General features: G+C 68.8%; 24 protein-coding genes. 9 read left to right on the top strand and 15 right to left on the bottom strand.

Features of this window, described 5'->3' with window-relative positions; genetic code table 11:
- Nucleotides 1–11: 11 nt before the first annotated feature.
- The 4 genes from BM362_RS08255 to BM362_RS08240 are packed head-to-tail and all read right to left on the bottom strand — an operon-like array spanning nucleotide 12 to nucleotide 5,118.
- Nucleotides 12–1,574 (bottom strand): benzoate-CoA ligase family protein, encoded by a 1,563-nt coding sequence (locus BM362_RS08255; RefSeq protein ID WP_093572609.1) that lies wholly within the window; start codon nucleotides 1,572–1,574, stop codon nucleotides 12–14.
- 10 nt (nucleotides 1,575–1,584) lie between these two features.
- A complete protein-coding gene (gene boxB, locus BM362_RS08250) occupies nucleotides 1,585–3,006 on the bottom strand; it encodes a benzoyl-CoA 2,3-epoxidase subunit BoxB (RefSeq protein ID WP_067576698.1) in 1,422 nt (473 codons plus the stop codon).
- A gap of 4 nt (nucleotides 3,007–3,010) precedes the next feature.
- Nucleotides 3,011–4,648, bottom strand: a complete 1,638-nt coding sequence (gene boxC, locus BM362_RS08245; RefSeq protein ID WP_093572608.1) for a 2,3-epoxybenzoyl-CoA dihydrolase — start codon at nucleotides 4,646–4,648, stop codon at nucleotides 3,011–3,013.
- Between the two features lie 32 nt (nucleotides 4,649–4,680).
- Nucleotides 4,681–5,118: a hypothetical protein gene (locus BM362_RS08240; RefSeq protein WP_093572607.1), complete on the bottom strand. Its 438-nt coding sequence runs from the start codon at nucleotides 5,116–5,118 to the stop codon at nucleotides 4,681–4,683.
- Between the two features lie 91 nt (nucleotides 5,119–5,209).
- Between BM362_RS08240 and BM362_RS08235 the strand changes: the two genes are divergently transcribed.
- Nucleotides 5,210–6,067, top strand: coding sequence for an alpha/beta fold hydrolase (locus tag BM362_RS08235; protein ID WP_093572606.1), 858 nt, complete (start codon nucleotides 5,210–5,212; stop codon nucleotides 6,065–6,067).
- On the opposite strand, the gene BM362_RS08230 is transcribed toward BM362_RS08235, so the two are convergent.
- Entirely contained in the window at nucleotides 6,057–6,818 is a 762-nt protein-coding gene (locus tag BM362_RS08230; RefSeq protein WP_208865113.1) for a 2-keto-4-pentenoate hydratase, read from the bottom strand. The genes BM362_RS08235 and BM362_RS08230 overlap by 11 nt on opposite strands.
- A complete protein-coding gene (locus tag BM362_RS08225; protein ID WP_067576704.1) occupies nucleotides 6,815–7,612 on the bottom strand; it encodes a 2-keto-4-pentenoate hydratase in 798 nt (265 codons plus the stop codon). The genes BM362_RS08230 and BM362_RS08225 overlap by 4 nt, the downstream gene beginning before the upstream one ends.
- Nucleotides 7,613–7,764: 152 nt before the next feature.
- Between BM362_RS08225 and BM362_RS08220 the strand changes: the two genes are divergently transcribed.
- Genes BM362_RS08220 through BM362_RS08210 form a run of 3 tightly spaced genes read left to right on the top strand, consistent with a single transcriptional unit; the run spans nucleotide 7,765 to nucleotide 9,320 of the window.
- Nucleotides 7,765–8,268 carry a VOC family protein gene (locus BM362_RS08220; RefSeq protein ID WP_067576706.1) on the top strand — a complete coding sequence of 168 codons (504 nt, stop codon included), beginning with the start codon at nucleotides 7,765–7,767 and terminating at the stop codon, nucleotides 8,266–8,268.
- Between the two features lie 42 nt (nucleotides 8,269–8,310).
- Entirely contained in the window at nucleotides 8,311–8,877 is a 567-nt protein-coding gene (locus tag BM362_RS08215; protein WP_093572605.1) for a hypothetical protein, read from the top strand.
- Nucleotides 8,878–8,918: 41 nt separating this feature from the next.
- Nucleotides 8,919–9,320, top strand: coding sequence for a CoA-binding protein (locus BM362_RS08210; protein WP_093572604.1), 402 nt, complete (start codon nucleotides 8,919–8,921; stop codon nucleotides 9,318–9,320).
- On the opposite strand, the gene BM362_RS08205 is transcribed toward BM362_RS08210, so the two are convergent.
- The 5 genes from BM362_RS08205 to BM362_RS08185 all read right to left on the bottom strand — a co-directional run bounded on the left by BM362_RS08205 (nucleotide 9,309) and on the right by BM362_RS08185 (nucleotide 13,863).
- On the bottom strand, nucleotides 9,309–9,851 hold the full coding sequence (locus tag BM362_RS08205) for a chloramphenicol phosphotransferase CPT family protein (RefSeq protein WP_093572603.1): 543 nt from the start codon (nucleotides 9,849–9,851) through the stop codon (nucleotides 9,309–9,311). The two genes, BM362_RS08210 and BM362_RS08205, sit on opposite strands and share 12 nt — an antisense overlap.
- Nucleotides 9,848–10,516, bottom strand: coding sequence for a response regulator transcription factor (locus BM362_RS08200; protein ID WP_093572602.1), 669 nt, complete (start codon nucleotides 10,514–10,516; stop codon nucleotides 9,848–9,850). The genes BM362_RS08205 and BM362_RS08200 overlap by 4 nt, the downstream gene beginning before the upstream one ends.
- A gap of 2 nt (nucleotides 10,517–10,518) precedes the next feature.
- Entirely contained in the window at nucleotides 10,519–11,856 is a 1,338-nt protein-coding gene (locus tag BM362_RS08195; protein ID WP_244287064.1) for a HAMP domain-containing sensor histidine kinase, read from the bottom strand.
- Nucleotides 11,857–11,936: 80 nt separating this feature from the next.
- Nucleotides 11,937–12,644, bottom strand: coding sequence for a type 1 glutamine amidotransferase (locus BM362_RS08190; protein WP_067576718.1), 708 nt, complete (start codon nucleotides 12,642–12,644; stop codon nucleotides 11,937–11,939).
- Nucleotides 12,637–13,863, bottom strand: a complete 1,227-nt coding sequence (locus tag BM362_RS08185) for a MurT ligase domain-containing protein (protein ID WP_067576720.1) — start codon at nucleotides 13,861–13,863, stop codon at nucleotides 12,637–12,639. Before BM362_RS08185 ends, BM362_RS08190 begins: the two co-directional genes overlap by 8 nt.
- 243 nt (nucleotides 13,864–14,106) lie before the next feature.
- On the opposite strand from BM362_RS08185, the gene BM362_RS08180 reads away from it, so the two are divergent.
- On the top strand, nucleotides 14,107–14,886 hold the full coding sequence (locus tag BM362_RS08180) for an IclR family transcriptional regulator (protein ID WP_161269810.1): 780 nt from the start codon (nucleotides 14,107–14,109) through the stop codon (nucleotides 14,884–14,886).
- 184 nt (nucleotides 14,887–15,070) lie between these two features.
- Here BM362_RS08180 and BM362_RS08175 read toward each other — a convergent pair whose 3' ends face one another.
- From BM362_RS08175 to BM362_RS08165, 3 genes are read right to left on the bottom strand one after another with little or no spacing between them, the layout of a single operon-like run.
- On the bottom strand, nucleotides 15,071–16,348 hold the full coding sequence (locus BM362_RS08175) for an RNA polymerase sigma factor (RefSeq protein WP_093572601.1): 1,278 nt from the start codon (nucleotides 16,346–16,348) through the stop codon (nucleotides 15,071–15,073).
- A 54-nt stretch (nucleotides 16,349–16,402) separates the two neighbouring features.
- Nucleotides 16,403–16,759: a YciI family protein gene (locus tag BM362_RS08170; RefSeq protein ID WP_067576724.1), complete on the bottom strand. Its 357-nt coding sequence runs from the start codon at nucleotides 16,757–16,759 to the stop codon at nucleotides 16,403–16,405.
- Nucleotides 16,759–17,184 carry a YciI family protein gene (locus BM362_RS08165; RefSeq protein ID WP_067576726.1) on the bottom strand — a complete coding sequence of 142 codons (426 nt, stop codon included), beginning with the start codon at nucleotides 17,182–17,184 and terminating at the stop codon, nucleotides 16,759–16,761. Before BM362_RS08165 ends, BM362_RS08170 begins: the two co-directional genes overlap by 1 nt.
- 135 nt (nucleotides 17,185–17,319) lie before the next feature.
- Between BM362_RS08165 and BM362_RS08160 the strand changes: the two genes are divergently transcribed.
- On the top strand, nucleotides 17,320–18,318 hold the full coding sequence (locus tag BM362_RS08160; protein WP_067576728.1) for a small ribosomal subunit Rsm22 family protein: 999 nt from the start codon (nucleotides 17,320–17,322) through the stop codon (nucleotides 18,316–18,318).
- Between the two features lie 86 nt (nucleotides 18,319–18,404).
- Entirely contained in the window at nucleotides 18,405–19,163 is a 759-nt protein-coding gene (locus tag BM362_RS08155; protein ID WP_093572600.1) for a maleylpyruvate isomerase family mycothiol-dependent enzyme, read from the top strand.
- Between the two features lie 5 nt (nucleotides 19,164–19,168).
- Here BM362_RS08155 and BM362_RS08150 read toward each other — a convergent pair whose 3' ends face one another.
- Complete coding sequence (locus tag BM362_RS08150) at nucleotides 19,169–20,440, bottom strand: cytochrome P450 (protein ID WP_093572599.1); 1,272 nt, start codon at nucleotides 20,438–20,440, stop codon at nucleotides 19,169–19,171.
- Nucleotides 20,441–20,487: 47 nt separating this feature from the next.
- Between BM362_RS08150 and BM362_RS08145 the strand changes: the two genes are divergently transcribed.
- Together BM362_RS08145 and BM362_RS08140 are read left to right on the top strand one after the other, a co-directional pair.
- On the top strand, nucleotides 20,488–21,216 hold the full coding sequence (locus BM362_RS08145; RefSeq protein WP_093572598.1) for an alpha/beta fold hydrolase: 729 nt from the start codon (nucleotides 20,488–20,490) through the stop codon (nucleotides 21,214–21,216).
- Nucleotides 21,217–21,237: 21 nt separating this feature from the next.
- Nucleotides 21,238–22,062, top strand: coding sequence for an acyl-CoA thioesterase (locus BM362_RS08140; protein ID WP_067576735.1), 825 nt, complete (start codon nucleotides 21,238–21,240; stop codon nucleotides 22,060–22,062).
- Nucleotides 22,063–22,072: the final 10 nt, after the last annotated feature.

Here is a 22,072-nt window from a genome sequence, read left to right as displayed (position 1 = left end):
CGGCCAGTCGATCACGATTGCGGCTGCGGCACGAGCAGCGACTCGCGCACCATTTCGCGGATCACGTTCCGCCGGATCTTCCCGGTCGCGGTCTTCGGCAGCTCGGCCATCTCGACCACCCCGCGCGGCCGCTTGAACGCCGCCAAGCCCTCCCGGCAAAACTCGATCAGCTCCTCAGCGTCCACAGCGGACGAAGGCGCGGCGACAACGCAGGCCACCGGTTTGTCCAGTCCGTCTTCGTCCGGCGCGGCGACCACCGCTACCTCGGCAACCGCCGGATGTTGCAGCAGTCGTTCCTCCACTTCGGACGGAGACACCCAAATCCCGCCCGCCTTCAGCATGTCCCCAAACCGGCCGAGACAGGTATACGTACCGTCGGAGTTACGCACGTAGCTGTCCCCGGTGCGCAACCACGGCCCCTGAAAAACCTGTTTCGTAGTCTCGTATCGCGCCCAGTACCCAGTCGCGATGGACGGGCCGGAGACGAACAGCTCACCCGGCCGTCCCGCTTCCGAAATCACCGCACCCTGCTCGTCCCGGATTTCGACCGAGTACCCCGGCACCGCCACCCCGGTACTGCCCGGCCGTACCGCACCCGGCTGGTTGGACAGGAAGATATGCAACGCCTCGGTCGACCCGATCCCGTCCAGAATCTCGACCCCGAACCGCTCACGGAACCGTGCCAACAGCGCCGACGGCAACGGCTCCCCAGCCGAAACCGCGTACCGCACCGAGGAGAACGAGTCGTCCGGCACGTCACTGGCCAACAGCGCCGCATAGAAGGTCGGCACGCCGAAGAACAGCGTCGGCCGGTCCGCCCGCGCCCGCGCGGCAATGATCCCCGGCGTCGGACGTGCCGGTTCCAGCAGCGTCGTCCCTCCGCAAGAGAGTGGGAAGAACGCCGAATTTCCAAGACCATAAGCAAAGAACAACTTCGGCACTGACAAGAATCGGTCCGAAGAGGACACTCCAAGCACCTGCGAAGCGTAAGTCGAGCACACCGCGCGGATGCTCCCGTGCCGGTGCATCGCGCCCTTCGGCTTGCCGGTCGTGCCCGACGTGTACAGCCACAGCGCGGGCGAATCCTCCCAGGCCGGCGAGGCCACGACATCGTCTGCCGGGGTCAGCGGCCACCGATGCGTCCGCACTCCGAAGGGGAATTCCGCCGGGTCCGCCCGGTCGAGCACCACGTCGGTCACCTCGGGCGCACCGGTCAGCGCGCCCGCCGCCTGCGCGGAAAACTCGCCGGACACGCACAGCACCCGCGCCCGCGAATCGGCGAGCACCTGGCCCAGTTCCAGCCCGGTGACCATAGTGGACACCGGAACCGCGACCGCGCCGACCAGCATCGCGCCGAGGATCCCGCTCAGCAGTTCGACGTCGTCGACCATGCAGAACATGACCCGCTCCTCCGGACGCACACCGAGCGCGCGCAGTCCGGCCGCGACCCGGTGGGTCTCGGCGGCGAGTTCGCCGTAGCTGAGCGTGCGCCGCGGTGAGACGACCGCGAGCGCGTCCGGACGGCCTTGGCCGAGCAGGTACTCCGCGGCGTTGAAGTTCGCGGGAACCGTCATCGGTGCCCCCTCAGGTGAGGTACACGTACTCGTAGTCGAAAGGTTTGCCGTTGATGCCCTGCCTCGGCGGTGCGACCCAGCTGGCGATCTTCCCGCGCTCGTACACCGGGTGCATGAGCGACCGGACGAACGTCAGGTCCTCGGTCGTCGGCAGCCATTTGCGCCGCGCTGCCTCCCACGTGGCCTCGTCGACGATGCTGCCGTCCGGAGTGACGTGGTGGCCGGAGTTTATGCCCACCTCGCGGTTGAAACCAGGGTGCGGCAACGCGAACCGGAAGTCGATGCCCGCGTCGCCGAGGATCTTGTTCCACCGGTTGACCCCGGTCTGGCAGTCCGCGGTGTACTCGCCGCGCAGGTCGAGATTCAGCAGCAGAATGGCCTGCAGTTCCTCGGACGTCCAGGTCCCGTCGTCGCGCGGACGCTCCAGCAGGCGGCTGTCCTCGGTGAGTTTGTGGTCGTCCTTGCGCCGCGTCTCCTGCCAGCGGCCCTTGAGCCCGGCGGTGTAGTAGTTCGCCGCGTTCGTCGACGTTTCACTGCCGAACAGGTCGAGCGACACGGTGTAGTGAAAGTTCAGGTATCGCTGGATCACCTCCAGCGGGATCCCGCCGTGCGACGCGATGTCGTACGTGTCGTGCTCGCGGATGAGATCGGCGCTGCGCTGCACCACCCGGTCGACGCCAGTGGTGCCCACCATCATGTGGTGCGCCTCTTCCTTGAGCATGAACTCGCAGGTGCGCGACAGCGGGTCGAACGAGCTTTCCTTCAACGTGCCGAGCTGGTATTTCCCATCGCGGTCGGTGAAGTAGGTGAACATGTAGAACGCGAGCCAGTCGGCCGTTTCCTCGTTGAACGCGCCGAGGATGCGCGGCGCGTCCGGACTGCCGGAGTTGCGCAGCAGCAGTCCCTCGGCCTCGTCCCGGCCTTCGCGGCCGAAGTACGCGTGCAGCAGGTACACCATCGCCCACAGGTGCCGCCCCTCTTCCACATTCACCTGGAAGAGATTGCGCAGGTCGTACAGCGAAGGCGCGGTGAGCCCGAGCAGTCGCTGCTGCTCAACCGACGCCGGTTCGGTGTCGCCCTGGATCACGATCAGCCGCTGCAGGTCGGCGCGATACTCGCCGGGCACCTGCTGCCACACCGGTTCGCCGGCGTGCTCGCCGAACGCGATCCGCCGGTCCTGTTCCCGCTCGGCGAGGAAGATGCCCCAGCGGTAGTCCGGGACGTTGACGTGGTCGAAGTGCGCCCAGCCGTCGCGGCCGACGCTCACCGCGGTGCGCAGGTAGACGCCCTCGGTCTCCAGCGTGGGACCCATCTCGCCCCACCAGTTCATGAACTTCGGCTGCCAGCCCTCCAGCGCGCGCTGCAGCCTGCGGTCGTCGGCGAGCTGGACGTTGTTCGGGATTTTGGCGTCGTAGTCGATCTTTTCGGGCATCGGTTCAGACCCGCTTCCTGTCGAAGACCGCCTTCTGCCCGGTGCCGTAACGACGCAGCGCGCCCTCGGGCCCGGAGGCGTTCGGTCGGGTGAAGATCCAGTTCTGCCAGGCGGTCAGCCGCCCGAAGATCTTGGTTTCGATCGTTTCCGGGCCGACGAACCGGTGGTTCGCCTCCATCCCGGTGAGCGCGTCGGGCGACAGCGAGGCCCGGCCTTCCAGCGCGATCCGGATCTCGTCCGCCCAGTCGAGGTCGTCCGGGGCGTCGGTGACCAGGCCGAGTTCGACGGCCTCGGCGGCGCTCAGCGCACGGTCGCGTTCGCGGGCCAGCCACCTCAGGTGGTCGTCGTCGCCGTAGAACCGCGACTGGAGCCTGGACAGTCCGTTGCCCATCGGGAAGACGCCGAAATTGGCCTCCGACAAGGTGATCGACGCGCGTTCCGGCGAATCCTCGTCGTCGATCGGCGGCCCGTCCAGCAGGTACTGCCGGTCCGCCGCGAAGGCCAGCTCAAGCAGGCTGCCCGCGAAGCAGCTGCCCGGTTCGATCAACGCGATCAAGGTGCGGCTGGTGACGTCCAGCCGCTTCAGCGTGCGCTTGTAGTAGTGCAGGATTTCGTTGCTCAGCCAGTCTTTTCCGCTGAGCACGACCTCCTCGTGCGCGAGCACCTGCACCGGATCGCCTTCGGTCTTCAAAACCCAGGTACCGAGTTCCGGTTCGTTCGTGCGCAGCCGCAGGATCGCGTCGTCCAGCTCGCGGGTCAGCCGCAGCAGCCAACCGTCGAGCGCCGGTTCTCCGGAAGGACCGAGCACGGTGAGCGTGACCAGCGAGTTCGGCCGGTCGTACGCGATCCGGACGTGCCGGTACTCGATGCTGTCGGCGGTCACCGACGGCTCCAGCGGGGCCAGCTCGATCCCCCGCTCAGCGGGCAACCGGTCGGATTCGGCGGCGAGGTCGTGCGCCCGCGCCAGCACCTTCTCCCGGAATCCGACGCGCGGCACCAGCTCGTCCACCAGCCGCCAGTCGACCGCGGTCCGGCCCTTGACCCCGTCCGGCCGCGTCGCGAACACGTCCGCGAGATCCCGCCGGACGCGCCGTTTGTCGACCACCCGCGTGAGCCCGCCGGTGCCCGGCAGCACGCCGAGCAACGGCACCTCGGGCAACGCGACCGTGGACGAGTTGTCGTCGACCAGCAGGATCTTCTCGCAGGCCAGCGCGATCTCGTAACCACCGCCGGCACAGCTGCCATTCACTGCCGCGACGTAGGTCTGGCCGGAGAACTCGGTCGCGTCCTCGATGCCGTTGCGGGTCTCGTTGGTGAACTTGCAGAAGTTCACCTTCCACTCGTGCGGCGACGCGGCGAGCATCCGGATATTGGCCCCGGCGCAGAACACCTTGTCTTTGGCGCTCGTCACGATCACCGCGCGTACCTGTGGATGTTCGAACCGCAGCCGCTGCGTGGCGTCGTAGAACTCGATGTCGACGCCGAGGTCGTATGAGTTGAGCTTCAGCTCGTACCCGGGCACGAGGCCGCCCTGTTCGTCGACGTCCATCTCCAGCCAGGCGACCTCGCCCTCGACGGTCAGCCGCCAGTGCCGGTAAGTGTCCGGATGCCGCTCGAATGTGACAGGTGTGGTGGTGGTCACGTCCTCGATTGTCTACAAGGTTTCAACGAACGTCAATGTTGTGTAGACATTTGCCCCGCGACGCTCACCCGGTTGAGCCGCATCGCCGTCCAGCAGACGAATACCCACAGCGCGAGCGCCGCGAACGAGTCGGTGAAGATCGTCGCGAACCAGAACGCCGGGATCCGCGGCACGCCGACGAGGAAATGTCCCGCGCTCGCCAGCCCGGACAGCGAGTAGACCAGCAGAAACGCCAGCGAACGCCAGTACCGGCCGTGCACGTAGGCGCGGTAGCCGAGCGCGCCGAACACGGTGAAGACCACCCAGCTGAGGGCCACCAGGATCTGCGCGGCCTGCACGCTGACGCCCGGGATCTGCGGGTAGTCCGCCGCGCGCACGACGTTGTGGGTGTAGTGCAGGACCGTGCTGACCAGGGTGAACACCAGAATCATCCGCAGCGGGCCGAGTCCCTTCTCGCGCAGAACGTCCATGCTGCTCACCCCCGTGCGATTTGATAGATCGCTCTAGCGGGAGCGTACCCGGTCGACGGCGATCGACCAAGCCGTGCGCGAAACTGGAGCCATGACCGAGCAGACTGTCGAGGCCGACGGCATCACCCTGTGCCACGAATCGTTCGGCGATCCGGACGCGCCGCCGTTGCTGCTGGTGATGGGCCTTGCCGCGCCGATGATCTGGTGGGACGACGAGTTCTGCGCCCAGCTCGCCGCGGCCGGTTTCCACGTGCACCGGTTCGACAACCGCGACGTCGGGCGTTCGCAGTGGTGGACCGGCCGGGCCAGCCTGCCGCTCGCGTACTTCCTGCGGTCCGCGCCGTACTCGCTCGGCGATCTGGCCGACGACGCGGGCAAACTGCTCGACGCTCTCGACATCGAGAGCGCGCACGTGGTCGGCACGTCGATGGGCGGGATGATCGCGCAGGAGTTCGCGATCCGGCATCCGCAGCGCGTCCGGACACTGACCTCGATCATGTCGACCACCGGCGCGCGCACTGTCGGCCTGCCCAGCCCGCGGGCCGCGCTCGCGATGCTGGCTCCGGGGCCGCGTACGCGAGAGGACTACGTGACGCAGCTGGTGCGCACGTCAAAGCTGATCGGCTCGCGCGAATACCAGTTCGACGAGGACCATTTCCGCCAGCGCGCGGAACGCACGTACGACCGCGGCCTCAACCCGGCGGGCGTGTTCCGGCAGCTCGCCGCGATCCTGTCCTCCCGCGACCGGACCGCCGATCTGCGTCGGCTTTCCGTGCCGTCGCTGGTGATTCACGGTACGGCCGATCCGCTCGTGCACCGCTCCGGCGGGCGCGCGACGGCCCGCGCGCTGGGCGCGGACCTCGATCTCGTGCCCGGTATGGGACACGACCTGCCGCGCGAGGTGTGGCCGCGCGTGATCGCCGGGATCAAACGGCTCGCTACCCGCTGATCGTCACCGAGCCCAGGTTCGAGAAGTGCGCGGCGACGCGGGAGCCGGGACGCAGTTCGACGGCGTCGGTCATCCCGCCGGTCAGCACGAGCCAGCCCGGTTCGAGCGCCAATCCGCGCGCGGCCAGTGAGTTCGCCGCCAGCGCCAACGCCTCGGCCGGATGGCCCTGCACGGCGGCACCGGTCGCGGTGTCGACGATCTGACCGTCCACTTCGAGCAGCGCGGCTTCCAGTGAAAGGTCCAAAGAGGACGGTGGACGGCCGACCGAGCCGAGCCCGAACAGCGCCGACGAACCGTTGTCCGCGACGACGTCCGGCAACGTGAAACGGTAGTCGCGGTAGCGGCTGTCGATGATCTCGATTCCGCCGTACACCTGGGAAACCGCCGCGAGAGCGGTAGCCGCGGTGACGCCAGGACCGGCGAGCCGCTCGCCGAGCACGAACACCAGTTCCGGCTCCGCGCGCGGGTGGATGAGCCGCGGCGTCGGCGCGCCCGCGGGCAGCACCATCGCGTCGGTCAGCCACGCGAGCAGGGGTTCTTCGACGCCCATCCGCTGTTGCTTCGCGCGTGAGGTGAGCCCGAGTTTCACCCCGATCAGCGTCTCGCCGCGTTCCTGACGCAGCCGCAGAGCCTCGTCCTGGATCGCGTACGCAGTGGCGAGGTCAAGGTCTGACCAGGTGTCGGTGAGCTGCGTGCCCTCTTCCGTCCGGTTGAGCAATTCCTGCGCTGCGGCAACGATTTCGGCGGTCATTTGTCCTCCTCCGGCGCGAATACCGCGGTCACACTGCCCAGGCCGGCCATGGTCGCCACGACGGTGTCGCCGGGGCGGACGGTCTGCGCGGCGGTCATCGAACCGGGCAGTACGACGTGGCCGGGCTCCAGCGTCACCCCGAGCGGGCCGACCGTGTTGGCCAGCCATACCAAGGCGTTGATCGGCGAACCCAGCACCGCGCCGCCCGCGCCGGTGGCCGCGAGCTGGCCGTTGACGTGCAGCGTGCAGCCAGCGAGCCGCAGGTCGACGTCACGCAGGTTGGTCGGACTGCTGCCGAGGATGACGCCGCCGGACGACGCGTTGTCCGCGACGGTGTCGAAGATCGAGATTTTCCAGTCGCGGACCCGTGAGTCGACGATCTCCAGCGACGGAAGCACGAAGTCGACCGCGCGGACGGCGTCAGCGACGGTCACGCCCGGACCGCGCAGCGGCGCGCCGAGCACGAACGCGATTTCCGGTTCGATGCGCGGCTGAAGGAACCGCGTGGTCGGGATCGGCTGGTGTTCGAGCAGGAACATCGAGCTGGTGAGGTGCCCGAAGTCGGGCTGGTTCACGCCCATCTGGCGCTGCATCGCCGCGGAGGCGAGGCCGACCTTGTGGCCGCGCACCACGTCTCCCGCAGCCACCCACGCGCGGACTTGCTCCTGCTGCACGCGGTAGGCGTCTTCGATGGTGCCCTCGGGGAAGGTCTTCACGAGCGGATCGATCGGCTCGTGGCGCTCGTACGCGCTTTTCAGCAGTGCGACGGCGTCCTGCAGCTCAGCGGGTTCCACGGGTCGGACTTTGCCTGACCGCGCCGCCTGAGCCAACCCGGTCGTTCCATTCACCGGTACGAGCTGCTTCTCTCGCTCGCTAATCTCTTGCGCGCGAGAGTTTGTCGGCGTACTGTACTTCGTGTTGGCTCCCAGAGAGGACGTGACCCGCGATGGCACCCACCGAGACCGAAGTCGCCCAGCTCGCGCAGGCCCGCGACCGGCTGCGGGAGCAGCACCTGCACCCCGCCGCGGAACGCCCGGCGACCGTCGGCCGCGGCATTCACCACACCGCGCTGCTGTCCAGCGACGTCGAGCGGACGATCACCTTCTACCAGGATATTCTCGGCTTCCCACTCACCGAGCTGATCGAAAACCGCGACTACCCGGGGTCGAGCCACTTCTTCTTCGACGTCGGCAACGGCAACGCGGTCGCGTTCTTCGACCTGCCCGGCCTCGACCTCGGCCCGTACGCGGAGGTGCTCGGCGGGCTGCACCACCTGGCCCTGTCGCTCACCCCGGAAGCCTGGGCGGGCGCGCGCTCCCGGCTCGACGCCGCCGGCGTGCAGTACCAGGAAGAGAGCGGCACGTCGATCTACTTCGCCGACCCGGACGGCGCCCGGATCGAACTGATCGCGGACGACCTCGGCGAGATGTACGGGTCGAAGATCGGCTGAACCACTGGACTCGGTGCGCCGCCGGGTTCAGAGTGTGGGCCCATGGGCGACTGGGCGGCTTCGCGGCAGAAGGCACGGCTCGACCGGCGGGAAGCAATCGACGAGCTGATCGCGCGGATCCGCTTCGAGGTGCGGCTGCACCTGGCGGAGCCGACCGCGATCAGTCGGTACGACGATCTCGCCGAGGTTTTCGCCCTCGGCCACAGCGAGTGTGCCGCACTGCTGGCGCACCGCCGGTTGCTGCCGTGGTGGGAACGACGGCTGCTCGCGCGATTCGCGCGTCGGCTGCATGGCCGTGCGATCGCGGGCAGCGTGTTCGACGTGCCGCCAGGTGCGCCGGTCGCTGATGCCTTTCGGGTGGAAATCGCCCGCCTCATCCCCAACGCGGGCGACACCGGTGCTCGCTATGACCTGCAAGGACGCGGTCTGCTGACCGTCCTTCGCCTAGCGCTCGGCACCCGCGGCGAAGCGTGGCCGGACCGGCACGAAGTCGCGTCCACTGTCGCGCGCAATGTTCTGGTGTGCAGCTCCGCGTTCCTGCGGCGGTCGCCGTGGCACGTGCTGTGGCCGGTGTACCGCGTCCGCGGCTTGCGGCTGTGGCGGTTGTGACGTGGCGGAATCGTTCGCTGGATTGGGATGTTGAGGAGGATATGAAGCCTGAAGAGATCCTCGCCAGCGCGCGCACAATCGCCGTGGTCGGCCTGAGCCGCGACCCGGGCAAGGCCGCGCACGGCGTACCGGCTTCGCTGCAGGCGCACGGTTTCCGGATCATCCCGGTGCACCCGTCGGCGACTGAACTGCTCGGGGAGAAGGCGTACCGGTCGCTGGAGGACATTCCGGAGCCGGTGGATCTGGTGGACGTCTTCCGTCCGGCCGGGGAAGCACCGGACATCGCCCGTTCCGCGGTGGCGATCGGGGCCAAGGCGTTGTGGCTGCAGCAGGGGATCGTGTCGGCGGAGGCGCGGAGGATCGCTTCCGAGGCCGGGTTGGAGTATGTCGAGGATCGGTGCACTGCCGTGGTACGGGCAGTGGCGGGGATTTCACTGGCTTAACCGGGCGAATGCTCGGGAACGCCCTGTTTTATCGATGAATTCCGCGATTAATTGTGCGCATTCTTTCGGACTGTGTACCGACGTGTCACATTCGAGGTCATAATCGTCATGGGCGTGCACGATCGGATACTGCCGCTCCGCCAGACCGGCGGGGCGGTTACCCCGCGCCTGCTCGCGCCGTCGCAGCTCCGGTAGCGGACAGTGCACGCCTACGAGGGTAACTTCCTGCTCCCGCAACACTTCCAGGCAGTCGGCAAGCCAAGGCGGCCGGAGTACGTGGTCGGCGATCACGCCGTTGCCCGCCGCCGCGAGCCCGGCCAGCATGCGGTGGTAGCCGCGCACCGTCCGTTCGAAAACCTCGTCGAACTCCGGCGTGCCGAATTCGGGGGTCTGCGTCCGCGATCGCATGCTGTTGACCGCGTCCCGGGGCAGCGAGAAATACGGACCCGGCAGCACGTCCAGCAACTCCGCCGCGATACTCGACTTGCCGGAACTGGACGCGCCATTGAGGAGAATGACGTGTCCGCTCATCCGACAAGCCGATACCCTACCCCGCGCACCGTCTCGATCGTCCGCGTCCCGAACGGCGCGTCGATCTTCCGCCGCAAATACCCCACATAAACCTCGACCACGTTCTCGTCCCCCTCGTAATGCGCGTCCCAAACGTGGCCAAGAATCTCGTTCTTGGTCAACGCCGCCCCCTGCCGCCGCAGCAGAAACTCCAGCAACCCGAACTCCCGCGCGGTCAACTCGATCCGCGTCTCTCCCCTGTGGACAGTCCGCGCAGCCGGGTCGAGCTGCAGATCCCCAGCGGTCAACACCGCCGGACGAGCCGGAGCGCCCCGCCGAAGCAACGCCCGCAGCCGAGCCAGCAAAACGACGAACGAGAACGGTTTCGAGAGATAATCGTCCGCACCGAGATCGAACGCGTCGGCCTCGTCGTACTCGCCGTCCTTCGCCGTGAGCATCAGCACCGGCGTCCAATTCTCCGCCGCCCGCAAGCGTTTCAGCACTTCGTAGCCGGAAAGCTCGGGAAGCATGATGTCGAGCACCACGGCATCGTAATCGTGCTCCGTCGCCGACCAGAGCCCGTCCCGTCCGGTGTGCGCCACGTTCACCGTGAACCCCTCGGCGACCAGGCCACGGCGAAGGGTTTCGGCGAACTCCAGCTCGTCCTCCACGATCAGCAACCGCATGCTCAGTCCTCCTGGATCCGGGGCAATTCGATGCTCGGCAGTTCGATCACGAAATGCGCACCCGGGTAGCTCGGGTCGGCCACGTCGAGGTACCGCGCGCGGCCGCCGTGCCGGGCCGCGATGCCGGCCACGATCGACAAGCCCAGTCCGGTCCCGCCGCGCCGTCGCGAAGCATCCAGCCGCACAAACCGCTCGAACACTCGCTCCCGGTCGTCCTCGGCGACGCCCGGGCCGTCGTCACTCACCTCCACCACGACCATCTCATCTTGCACCGAACTCGCAATCCGGATCCGCTCGCGCGCGTGCCCGCATGCGTTGTCGACGAGATTGCGTACGGCGCGACGCAGCTGCGCCTCACTGCCACGCACCTTCGCCGGTCCCGCGCGCACTTCGATCTCGACAGCCGCTTCGCCGCGTACGCGTTCGGCTTCGGCGCGAACGATGTCGTCCAGATCGACTTCAGTACGCGCGGGCCGGTCGGTGGCGTCGTCGGTGCGCGCGAGCATCAGAAGGTCGTCGACTAGCTCTCGCAGGCGCGCGGTCTCGCGAGTAATCACCGGTACCAATTCGCTAGTGGTCTCCGGGTGCTGGTTAGAAACGTCTAGGGCAGTGCTGATGGTCGACAGCGGCGAGCGCAGCTCGTGACTCGCGTCGGCGACGAAGCGGCGTTGCGCGGCCTGTGCGGAACCAAGCCGCTCAAGCATCTCGTTGAGCGTGACAGCAAGCCGGTGCACCTCGTCGCCGCCAGGCGGCAGCGGTACGCGCAACGCGAGGTCGCGCGTCGAAATCTCGGCGACAGTGCGCCGCATCCGCTCCACTGGGCGAAGCGCAGAGCCGACGGAGCGGTACACCGCGAAACCGGCGATACCGAGCAGCGGCAGCGAGATCAGCCCTAGCAGCAGCGTAAGCCGAGCAGAGGCTTCAGTGACCGGCTCAAGCGACCGTGCCGAGATAACGGTGAACGGTCCGCCCGGTCCGTTGACACCTTCCGAAACCAAGCGGTAGTCGCTGCCGTCGCCGTCTAAGCCGAGCGGCAGGGTCTCGACAGTCTCCTGTCCCGGAGCCGGGCGCGCGGCGGTGATAGCCGGACGGCCGACAATCGCCGGGTCGCTCGCGATAGGCGTGCTTCGCGGCCCGAGGACCTGCGTCACGGCTTCAGTGTCGCCAGTGCTCGCGACGTCGCTCGGAGACAGGTCTCGCGCGCCCGCGCGCACGAGCTGGACAGCAACCTGCCGCGCGGTACTTCGCGCGCTCTCGGTGACACTTCGGTCGAGCGACTGTTGCAGCAACAGCACCACGACGACGCACGCGGTCGCGATGGCCAACGCGAGCGCGAGCACGGCAACCCCGGTTGTCCGCATCCGGACACCTGCGGCAGCGAGAAGTCTCACGCACGCAGCGTAACGAGCGCGGAGGGAGGTCATCGGGCGCGGCGTGCGGCCAGCCGTTCCGAGCGCAGCGCATCCACCTCAGTCAGGTCCAACGGCTTCAGCACATGGCCGAGCACCCACGACAACAGCAGATCAGCCAGCTCGGGATTGCGCGCCAGCGCCGGGCCGTGGAGGTAGGTGCCGAGGACGTGATCGGTGACCGCGCCCTCGGTGCCGTCGCCGTTGCCGGTTCCCCGGACGACGCGGCCCAGCGGTGCGCTGCCCGGGCCGAGCACGCTCGCGCCCTGGTGATTCTCGAAGCCCGTCAACGGCGTATCGAGCAGGTTCGGTTCGACGATCAGCTCAGCCACCGCACGCTGCTCAGCCGGCTCGGTGACAAGGTCGAGCAGGCCAAGCCCAGCGTGTTCGATGCCGTCAACGCCGCGGAAGCGCGTGCCGAGGATCTGCAGACCAGCGCACACCCCGAACACCGGACGTCCCGCGTCCGCCGCGCTGCGCAGGCCCGCCGAGTTGCGCAGGAAGTCCGCGGCCAGCACCTGCGCCATGTCCTCGCCGCCGCCGAGCAGGTAGAGGTCCAAAGTGGACGGCACCGCGGAGTCCAGCGAAACCGGCACCACCTCGGCGTCGTAACCGCGCCACTGCAAGCGTTTGCAAAGCACCTGCGCATTGCCGGAATCGCCGTACGTCCCCAGTACCTCGGGCAGCAGAAGGCCGATGCCGACGGTCGAGTCAGACATCAGGCAACCGGTCCACCAGGTCACGGAAGGCGGTGTAGTTCGCGACGAGTTCGACCCCGCCCGGCGGCAGCGTGTCGATCGCGCTGACCGGGTCCGGGGCCGACCAATGCGGCACCTCGGCGTAGCAAAGCCGCACCGCGAGATCCGCGGACCGCTCACCGGCCACGACGACCTGACGGCCGCGCAACCGCTCGAAGTGCACGTCCCAGAGCCACGACAGATCACGGCCGTCCGCTTCGTGCGCGTTGACCGCGACGACGACCGGGGTGTCTTCGTCGAGGACGCGCAACGTTTCGGCCCAGCCCGCCGGATTTTTCGCAAGCATGAGCCGAACTGAATGCCGTGTGCGGCGAATCGTGCGGTAGCGGCCGCCGATGTCGGTGATGGTGCGCAGCCGGGCCGCGGCGGTGTGCGGTGGCACGCCAACGCAGTGCGCGGCGGCGAGCGCGAGAGCCGCGTTAGCGCGGTTGGCCTCGCCGGGCAGCCGCAGGTCGAGGTCGACTTGCCGGCCGCCGGGCGTGTGGACCAGGTCGCCGTCGAGGGTCCAGGTCGGCTCCGGGCGAGCGAAAGCGCACACCGCACAACGCCATTCGCGATCGGTATGCGTGATCGCACCGCCGCAGCGCGGGCAGGAGACGGAATCACCCGACCAGCGCCGTCCAGTGCCGACCCACACCGGGCGCATCGCCGCCGAAGCCGCTGAGGTGACCAGCACGTCGTCGCAGTTCGCGACCACGACCGTGCGCGACAGCCCGGCGAAGGCGGCGCGGAGGTCGCGCTCCATCATCCGGACCTCGCCGACGCGGTCGAGCTGGTCACGGCTGAGATTGAGCAGCACGAGCGCCGCGGGCTGCACCTGCTCGGCCACCCACGGAACGTAGGTTTCGTCCACCTCCAGCACCGCGTACGGCGCGTCCGGGCGGGCGGCGAGCGCGGCCACCAGACCGTCGGGCATGTTCGCGCCGTCGCCGTTGTGCGCGACCTCGGCGAGCGCTTCGAGCGCGCGGGTCAGCATCAGCGACGTGGTGGTCTTGCCGTTCGTGCCGGTGATGATCACGACCGTGCGATCGCGGCCGAGCCTGCGCAACGCCTTGGGGTCGAGCCGCAGCGTGACCCGGCCGCCGATCACCCCGCCTCGGCCCAGCCGGGCGGTACGGGAAAACCACGCGGTCAGCCGCCCGGCGGCGACCGACGCCCGGGTACGCAGACGTGTTGACATCACGACAAACCGTGCGGCACAACCGCTGTGATTTTCCTGAGAGGGTGACTCCAGTCTCCGTTACCCTTTGTAAGCAGTCTTACCGATCGGAGGTTGAACCATTCGGCGCAACCTCGAACGCACCCAATGACAGAGTTCGGTCAAGATCTTCCGTCCATACATCGGAGGTGTTAGCGTCCAACCCCGCTTGATGGCACCACGCACCGGTGACCGGGAACGCAGAGCGACAGGCGGAGGGCGAACGTGGACGCAGCAGCAAGCGGGCTGGACCAAAGCGGCACCCTGGAGCGCGGGCTGGCGGTGCTCGAACACGTCGGGCAGCACCAGGAAATTTCCACGAACGCGCTCGCCCGGCAACTGGGTCTGTCCCGCAGCGCCGCCTACCGGATCGTCGGCACGCTGAAGCGGCTGGAGTACCTGGAGGCGGACACCGTCACCGGACGCGTGCGGCTCGGCACCCGGCTGGTCGAACTGGGCGCCCGCGCGATGGCGGCGACCGACCTGCACCGCTGCGCGCCGCGGTATCTCACCGCGCTGGCCGAGCGTTCCGGTGAGACGACGTACCTCGCGGTGCCGGACAACGACGCGATGGTCTACGTCGCGACCGAGCGCAGCGCCAGCGCGGTCACGCTCTCCTGCCGCCTCGGCACTCGACGGCCGCAGCACGCGACGTCGCTGGGCAAGGCCTGGCTGGCCGCGTTGCCGGAGGCTGACCGGGTGGAGCGCGTGCGCCGGATGAAGCTGGACAGCCTCACGCTGAAGACCATCAACGACCCGGTCCGGCTGCTGGACGAGCTAGCGCGCACGCGACGTCGCGGCTGGGCCGTCGACGACCTGGAGAACGAGCCGGACGTCGGCTGCGTCGCGGCGGCCGTGCGGGACCACTCGGGCCGTCCGATCGCGGCGATCAGCGTCGCCGGACCGGCCCCGCGGGTGATGCGCCGGGCGGACGAACTGGGCGCGACGGTAGCCGGGACCGCGGCCGCGTTGTCGATGCGGCTGGGGTACGTCCGAAATCGTTGAGGCCATTCACCGGATCGGGTCGGACAGCCGATTTCCGGTGCTGCCACCTGCGGAAACAGGTTATCCACAGGCATGTCGACTTGTGGACAACCCTGGGGATGGCCGACGGTGACAGCGGGAATTGTCGGCCGTGTGGTGGACCGTTGCGGGCATGTCGATCACTGCCGCACCGCACAGTGCCCCGCTACCTCGTTCCCGCTTCCAGCTTGCTGCACGACTCGGCCCGTTCCAGCAGCAGCACGCGCTCCCGCTCGTTGCCGGTCATCTTCGCCGCGCGCTCGAACTCGGCGCGCGCCTCGTCCCGGCGGCCCAGCTTGTACAGAAAGTCGCCGCGCACGCTCGGCAGCAGATGGTAGTTCTTCAGCGCGGGCTCAGTCAGCAATTTGTCCACCAGCGCCAGCCCGGCTTCCGGCCCCTCCGCCATCGAGACCGCGACGGCCCGGTTCAGCTCGATCACCGGAGACGGCGTGAGCTGCGCAAGACCCGCGTACAGCGCCGCGATCCGCGCCCAGTCGGTCTCCTCCGGCGCAACCGCGACGGCGTGGCACGCGGCGATCGCGGCCTGCGCGGAATACGGCCCGTACATGCCGTCCGCCAGCTGTTCGGACCGGGCCAGCGCGGTGCGGCCGCGCTGGATCAGCAGGCGGTCCCAGCGGCTGCGGTCCTGGTCCATCAGCAGCACGGGTTCGCCGTTCGGACCGGTGCGCGCCGCCGAGCGCGAAGCCTGGATTTCCATCAACGCGACCAGTCCGTGCACTTCCGGTTCGCCGGGCATCAGCCCGGCCAGCACCCGGCCGAGCCGCAACGCGTCCTCGCACAGCGCGGGCCGCATCCAGTCGTCGCCGCGCGTGGCGGAGTAGCCCTCGTTGAAGATCAGGTAGATCACTTCGAGCACGGCCGGGACCCGCGCCACGCGCTCGCCGCCGACCGGTGTTTCGAACGGCACCTTGGCCTCGGCGAGCGTCTTCTTCGCCCGCACGATGCGTTGCGCGACAGTGGATTCCTTCACCAGGAACGCGCGGGCGATCTCGTCGGTGCTGAGCCCGCCGAGCATGCGCAGCGTGAGCGCCACCCGCGCCTGGGTGGACAGCACCGGGTGGCACGCGGTGAACACCAGCCGCAGCAGGTCGTCCTCGATCTGCTCGTCGTCGAGCACCGCGTCGAAGTCCGGCAGCACGCCCTCGCCGAGTTGTTCGGCTTCCCGGCCGATCTCGTCCAGCTTGCGGCCGAGGGTTTCGTTCCGCCGGAACAGGTCGATGGCCCGCCGCTTGGCGATCGTCATCAGCCAGGCGCCCGGGTTGCGCGGCACCCCGGTCTCCGGCCACTGTTCGAGCGCGGCGACGAGCGCGTCCTGCGCCAGCTCCTCGGCGAGGCCCACGTCGCGGGTCATCCGCGCGAGACCAGCGATCACCCGCGCCGACTCGATCCGCCAAACGGCCTCTACCGCACTTCGCGTGTCCACCGGCCCATCAGACCGGCCCGGCCCGCCCGAGGCAACCCTCAGGCGGGCACGGCGTCACCGCTCGCCGGCCATCGGGCGGATCTCGACAGTGCCCGCCTGCCGGTCCGGATTGGGCGCCCGCTTCATCAGCTCGACGATTTCGGCGAGCGACTCCCCCTCCAGAATCCACACGCCGGCGACGAGTTCCTTGGTCTCGGCGAACGGGCCGTCGACCACGCTCGGCTCCGCCTCCCCGTCGAACCACAGCAGCCGGGCGCCTTCCGCGCTGGGCGTCAGCCCGGCAGCCTGCACGAGGTGACCGGATTCGGCGAGCTCCTCGTTGAACCGGCCCATCTGCTCGATCAATCCGGCGCTCGGCGCGGCTCCCGCTTCCGATTCCTGGCTGGCTTTCACCAGCACCATGAATCGCATCAGTTCCGCGCAGCCTGCTCGCGCAGCTTCTCTTCGGCCTCGCGCAGTTCCGGGGTGAGGTTGTCGCCGAAGTCCTCGGCGTCGAAAATCCGCCGGATCTCGATCTCGTGGTGCGCGCCGTCGGTGTTGGGCACCCGCTTGATCCACTCCACGGCTTCCTCGAGCGAACGGACCTGGAGGATCCAGAACCCGGCGATCAGCTCCTTGGTCTCGGCGAACGGACCGTCGACGACGCTGGGCTCGCTGTCCCCGGAGAACTTCACCCGGGCACCCTCGGAGCTGGGTGCCAGGCCCTCGCCGGCGAGCATCACGCCGGCTTTCACGAGTTCCTCGTTGAACTTGCCCATCTCGGCGAGCAGTTCGGTGCTGGGCATCTGGCCGGCTTCGCTCTCTTCGCTGGCCTTCATGATCACCATGAATCGCATCTTCGGTTCCCCTTCGCTCTCGGCTTGCTTCCACCACTGCGTCGAACGGGCCGCGGCCGGATCGACAAGGTCCTCGAACTTTTTTTCTGGTCGCGAAACTAGCAGGTCAGGCGAATCTCAGGGGACAAAACGGGCATGGGAGAATCGTTGTCCGTGGCAGTACTTCCCGAAGCTCTCCGCGCCGCCCTCGACGACGAGCTGGCCCGGTTCCCGGAATCCCGGCTCGCACAGGCCGTGGACCGGCTCAGCAAGCGTTATCGACAAGGTGACTCGGCAACGTCGCCGATCCTCTCTTCGGAGCTGGATGTCGCCGCGTACGCCGGGTACCGGATGCCGGCGACGTACGCGGCGGTCAGCGCGGTGCTGGGCGAGGTGGCTGCCGCCGCGCCCGGATTCGCCCCGAAGACGCACGTCGACATCGGCGGCGGCACCGGAGCAGCAGTGTGGGCCGCGGCCGACGTCTGGCCGTCGCTGGAGAAGTGCACTGTCCTGGAGCAGGTGGCAGCCGCGCTGGCGCTGGGACGCAAGCTGGCGGCGAGCGCCGACGAGCCAGCCGTCCGCACCGCGGTCTGGCAGCGCGGGCTGGTCGATTCCGCATCCGCGGCGCCGGAGGCCGACCTGGTCACTCTCTCGTACGTCCTCGGTGAGCTTCCCGAACGCGGCCGTGCCGGCGTCGTCCAGTGGCTCGCCGCGAAGGCCGGCACGGTCGTGCTCATCGAACCCGGCACGCCAGCGGGGTTCGCGCGGATCCGCGCGGCTCGCGAAGTCTTGCGCGAGCTGGGCCGCAGCGTGGTGGCACCGTGCCCGCACGATGACGCCTGCCCGATCAAACCGGGCGAGGACTGGTGCCACTTCTCCGCACGGCTTCCCCGAAGCGGGGTGCACCGGCGGATCAAATCCGGCACGCTGGGATTCGAGGACGAGAAGTTCTCGTACGTGGCGGCCACGTCGGCACCGGTCGACCGTCCGTCGGCCCGGATCATCCGGCATCCGCGCAAGCACAAGGGGTTCGTGCAACTCGACCTCTGCACAGCAGACGGGCTCGCGCCCGGGACCGTCGTGTCGAAGCGGCACGGCGTGCGGTACCGCGCCGCTCGCGACGCGGAATGGGGAGACGCCTGGAGCGTGGAGTAACCCGGGTTCTCCGGCTGCGGTGTCTGGATGGCTGCGTCGGCTCCGACTGTCTGGTGTCAGCGGATCTGAACCGGAGAGGACATCCCATGGACTTCCACGAGCATTGCGCCGAGATCCTGCGGCAGACCGAACTCCTCGCCGCGGCTGTCGACGGCGCGGACCGGACGGTGCGGGTCGCGGCGTGCCCGGAGTGGAATCTCGGACAGTTGCTCGATCACGTCAGCACCGGGCACCGGTGGGCGGAGGAAACCGTGCGGACGCGGGCCGACCATTGGCTGCCGGACGACGAACTCCGGAATCCGGTGGACACCGCGCGGCCGGCGTCGTGGCTCGCGGACGGGGCCAAGGCGCTGGTGTCGACCCTGCGCGAAGCGGGCCCGGACGCGGAGGTCTTCACGCCAGTCCCGAACGGACCGCCGCGGGCGGCGTTCTACGCACGCCGGTTCATGAACGAGACACTGATCCACCGCGCCGACGCGACGCTGGCTGCGAGCGGGGAATTCACCGTCGCGCCGGAAGTCGCGCACGATGCGATGGAGGAATGGCTGGAACTCGGGTCGCTGCCGCAATTGTTGGAGTACGTTCCCGAACGCCGTACACTGCACGGTCCGGACCGCACGATTCACCTCGCGCCGACCGACCACACGGCGTCCTGGACGGTCGACCTGACCGGCGATCAGCCGTCCTGGCATCCGGGTCCGCCGGCGACCGCGGCGGTCACCGCGGCCGCGCCGCTGGGCGACCTGCTGCTGATGGTCTACGGCAGGCTGTCGCCGGAGATCGCGCACCGCACCGGCGACACGGAATACCTGGACCGCTGGCTCTCGCTCGTCGGCTTCGGCTGAGCCGGTCAGTCCCAGCGGATCGGGAGGCTCTTGAGCCCGTTCTGAAAGTTCGACCGCAGCCGGCGGGGTTCGCCCGCGAGCCGGACCTCGCCGAGCTGGTCGAACACCGCCGCGAACAACGCCCGCATCTGCGTCCGCGCGAGGTGCGAACCGAAGCAGAAATGCGGGCCGTGGCCGAACGTCAGGTGCTCGCTCGGCGCGCGCGTCACGTCGAACACGTCCGGATCGGGAAAGACCGACTCGTCGCGGTTGGCCGAGGAAAACCACACCACGACCTTGTCGCTAGCCTTGATGTCCACATCGGACAGTCGAGTGTCCTGGGTCGCGGTGCGGCGGAAATGCATCACGGGTGTGTGCCAGCTCAGCATCTCCTCGACCGCGCCGGGAAGCAAGCTTCGGTCGTCGAGAAGTGTGCGGTACTGCTCCGGATGCGCGAGCAACGCGGCCATTCCACCGGGAAGGCCGTTGCGCAGGGTTTCGTTGCCCGCTACGGAAAACAACCAGAAAAGGTTCTCGAACTCCGCAATCGACACGCGGCCGCCGTCGTCGTCCACGTACTGCATCAGGTTGCTCATCACGTCGTCGCCGGGGTGCTCGCGTTTGTGCTCGCCAAGCGCGTGCGCGTAGGCGTAGAGGTCCGGCATTCCGGCGCGGCTGCGCGGATCCGGCATCTTGCCGTCCGGACCGGGTTCGGGACGCACGGCCAGCGCGGCACGGGCGAGGTCGGTGACATCGTCGGCGTCGACGGTCGCGCTCACCGCGTATTCGGCGTCCTGGAAGCCGATCACGCGGTTGCTCCAGTCGAACATCAGCCGGCGATCCTGTTCGGGCACCCCGAATACCTCGGCGAGGGTGAGCAACGGCAGATCGGCGGCGATGTCCTTGGCGAAATCGCATTCGCCGCGATCGGCCACCGCCGCGACGAGATCCCGTGCCCAGCCTTCGATCCGTTCCGTGATCCGGCCGACCGCGCGCGGGGTGAACGCCTTCGTGAGCAGCCCGCGCAGCCTGCCGTGCTCGGGCGGGTCCATGTTGAGCATCATCCGGCGCACGTACCGCAGGTCCTCCGCGGTGGCCGGGTCGCGGATCTGCGTGCCGCCGAACTGCGACGAAAACACCGCAGGGGTGCGGAGCACGTGCCGTACGTCGGCGTGGCGCAGCACGGCCCAGAAATCATCGATCCGCGTCACCGGCGTTTCCCGGCGCAGACGGGCAAGCAGGTCGTAAGGCACGCCCGTGACGTAGGTGTCCGGGTCGGCGATGACAGCACTCGACACGTCTCGACCCTAGCCCCGAGACCGCCGCCTGCGGAAAGATCCGTCCGGTGGAAAAGCTGAAGCTGCGCGTCACCGGAGAAGGCGAACCGCCGGTCCTGCTCCTGCACGGGCTCGGCGCCACCGGCGCGGTCTGGGACGGCCTCGCCGGCCTGCTCGACCAGCGGCTGCTCGCGCCGGACCTGCCCGGCCACGGCGGCTCGCCGCGGCTGCCCGAGTACACGTTCGAGGCGCTCGCCGCCGCGGTCGCCGAGGCGCTGGACGAGCCCGGCCCGGTCGCCGTCCTCGGCCATTCTCTCGGCGGCGTCGTCGCGCTGGAGCTGGCGAGCGGCCGCTATGGGCTCGACGTCAGCAGTGTGCTGGCAGTGGGCATCAAGGTGGCGTGGAGCGGAGACGACCTGGCCCGTGCCGCCGCGATGGCAGCGCGTCCACCGCGGCAGTTCGACACTCAAGAGGAGGCCGAAACCGCCTCTTTGAAGATCTCCGGCCTGACCGGGCTGGCTCCGGCAGACCCGGACGGCGTCACCGAAACCGCCGACGGCTGGCGGCTGGTCCTTGATCCACCCGCCTTCGGCGTCGGCCGCCCGGAAATGCCGAGCCTGCTGGCGGCCGCGCGCTGCCCGGTGGTGCTCGCCACCGGGGAAAACGATCCGATGTGCCGTCCCGAGCAGCTGCGGGCCCTTGTTCCCGAGGCAGTGGTCCTGTCCGGGCTCGGGCACAACGCGCATGTCGAGGATCCAGCCGCGGTGGCGGCGCTGCTCCCCCCGCGAAGCGACTGAGCAGGCGCTTAGACTGGCCGGGTGACGACGATCGATCCGACCCGGACCGGGCTAGACCAGCTGCTGAAGCTCGAACCGCTCGAGCTGAACCTGTTCCGCGGCTGGTGCCACCAGGGTTCGCCGCAGCGGGCGTTCGGCGGTCAGGTCGCGGCGCAGGCGCTCACCGCGGCCGGCGCGACCGTGCCCGCGGCGCGGCACGTGCACTCGCTGCACGGCTATTTCATCCGCGGCGGACGCACCGACATGCCGATCATCTACGAGGTCGAGCGCACCCGCGACGGCGGTTCGTTCACCACGCGCCGGGTCGTCGCGATCCAGAACGGCGAGAGCATTTTCAGCCTGTCCGCGTCGTTCCAGACCGAGGCGGAAAGCAGTGCGCACCAGGCGCGGATGCCGGACGTCCCCGCCCCGGACGAGGCGGGCGTCGTCGAGCAGGACCGCTCGCCGATCGTCCTGTCCGCCATCGAGGTCCGCTTCGTCAGCAGCCCGGAAACCGGCCTGCCCGACACTGGCCGCGGCCCGCGTCAGCAGATCTGGGTCCGGGCGAAGGACGCGCTGCCGGACGCCCCGCTGGCGCACGTCTGCGCGCTCACCTACATCTCCGACATTCGCCTCGCGGGCACCGCCCTGCTGCCCCACCGCGACGACCCGGGCGAGCCGCAGCTGACGTCGCTGGATCACGCGGTGTGGTTCCACCGCCCGTTCCGCGCGGACGAATGGCTGCTGTTCGACATGGAAAGCCCCAGCTACGCGAGCACCCGAGGCCTGACCCACGGCGAATTCTTCACCACCGACGGACGGCTCGTTGCCTCGGTGACGCAAGAAGTACTGCTGCGCAGGCGCTGATTCAGTCCGA

Source organism: Amycolatopsis rubida (assembly GCF_900115345.1).
Taxonomy (GTDB): Bacteria; Actinomycetota; Actinomycetes; order Mycobacteriales; family Pseudonocardiaceae; genus Amycolatopsis; species Amycolatopsis rubida.
Note: the sequence above shows the minus strand (reverse complement) of the source record. Positions and strands in the feature narration are given on the sequence as shown.

Bases quoted from the DNA above. Each gene is read 5' to 3' on its own strand.
- BM362_RS08170 (WP_067576724.1), bottom strand. From the start codon at position 16,759: ATGCGATTCATGGTGCTGGTGAAAGCCAGCCAGGAATCGGAAGCGGGA.
- BM362_RS08185 (WP_067576720.1), bottom strand. From the start codon at position 13,863: ATGTCAACACGTCTGCGTACCCGGGCGTCGGTCGCCGCCGGGCGGCTG.
- BM362_RS08190 (WP_067576718.1), bottom strand. From the start codon at position 12,644: ATGTCTGACTCGACCGTCGGCATCGGCCTTCTGCTGCCCGAGGTACTG.
- BM362_RS08200 (WP_093572602.1), bottom strand. From the start codon at position 10,516: ATGCGGTTGCTGATCGTGGAGGACGAGCTGGAGTTCGCCGAAACCCTT.
- BM362_RS08155 (WP_093572600.1), top strand. From the start codon at position 18,405: ATGGACTTCCACGAGCATTGCGCCGAGATCCTGCGGCAGACCGAACTC.
- BM362_RS08215 (WP_093572605.1), top strand. From the start codon at position 8,311: ATGGGCGACTGGGCGGCTTCGCGGCAGAAGGCACGGCTCGACCGGCGG.
- BM362_RS08240 (WP_093572607.1), bottom strand. From the start codon at position 5,118: ATGGACGTTCTGCGCGAGAAGGGACTCGGCCCGCTGCGGATGATTCTG.
- BM362_RS08165 (WP_067576726.1), bottom strand. From the start codon at position 17,184: ATGCGATTCATGGTGATCATGAAGGCCAGCGAAGAGAGCGAAGCCGGC.
- BM362_RS08160 (WP_067576728.1), top strand. From the start codon at position 17,320: ATGGGAGAATCGTTGTCCGTGGCAGTACTTCCCGAAGCTCTCCGCGCC.
- BM362_RS08220 (WP_067576706.1), top strand. From the start codon at position 7,765: ATGGCACCCACCGAGACCGAAGTCGCCCAGCTCGCGCAGGCCCGCGAC.
- BM362_RS08235 (WP_093572606.1), top strand. From the start codon at position 5,210: ATGACCGAGCAGACTGTCGAGGCCGACGGCATCACCCTGTGCCACGAA.
- BM362_RS08230 (WP_208865113.1), bottom strand. From the start codon at position 6,818: ATGACCGCCGAAATCGTTGCCGCAGCGCAGGAATTGCTCAACCGGACG.
- boxB (WP_067576698.1), bottom strand. From the start codon at position 3,006: ATGCCCGAAAAGATCGACTACGACGCCAAAATCCCGAACAACGTCCAG.
- BM362_RS08255 (WP_093572609.1), bottom strand. From the start codon at position 1,574: ATGACGGTTCCCGCGAACTTCAACGCCGCGGAGTACCTGCTCGGCCAA.
- BM362_RS08210 (WP_093572604.1), top strand. From the start codon at position 8,919: ATGAAGCCTGAAGAGATCCTCGCCAGCGCGCGCACAATCGCCGTGGTC.
- BM362_RS08205 (WP_093572603.1), bottom strand. From the start codon at position 9,851: ATGAGCGGACACGTCATTCTCCTCAATGGCGCGTCCAGTTCCGGCAAG.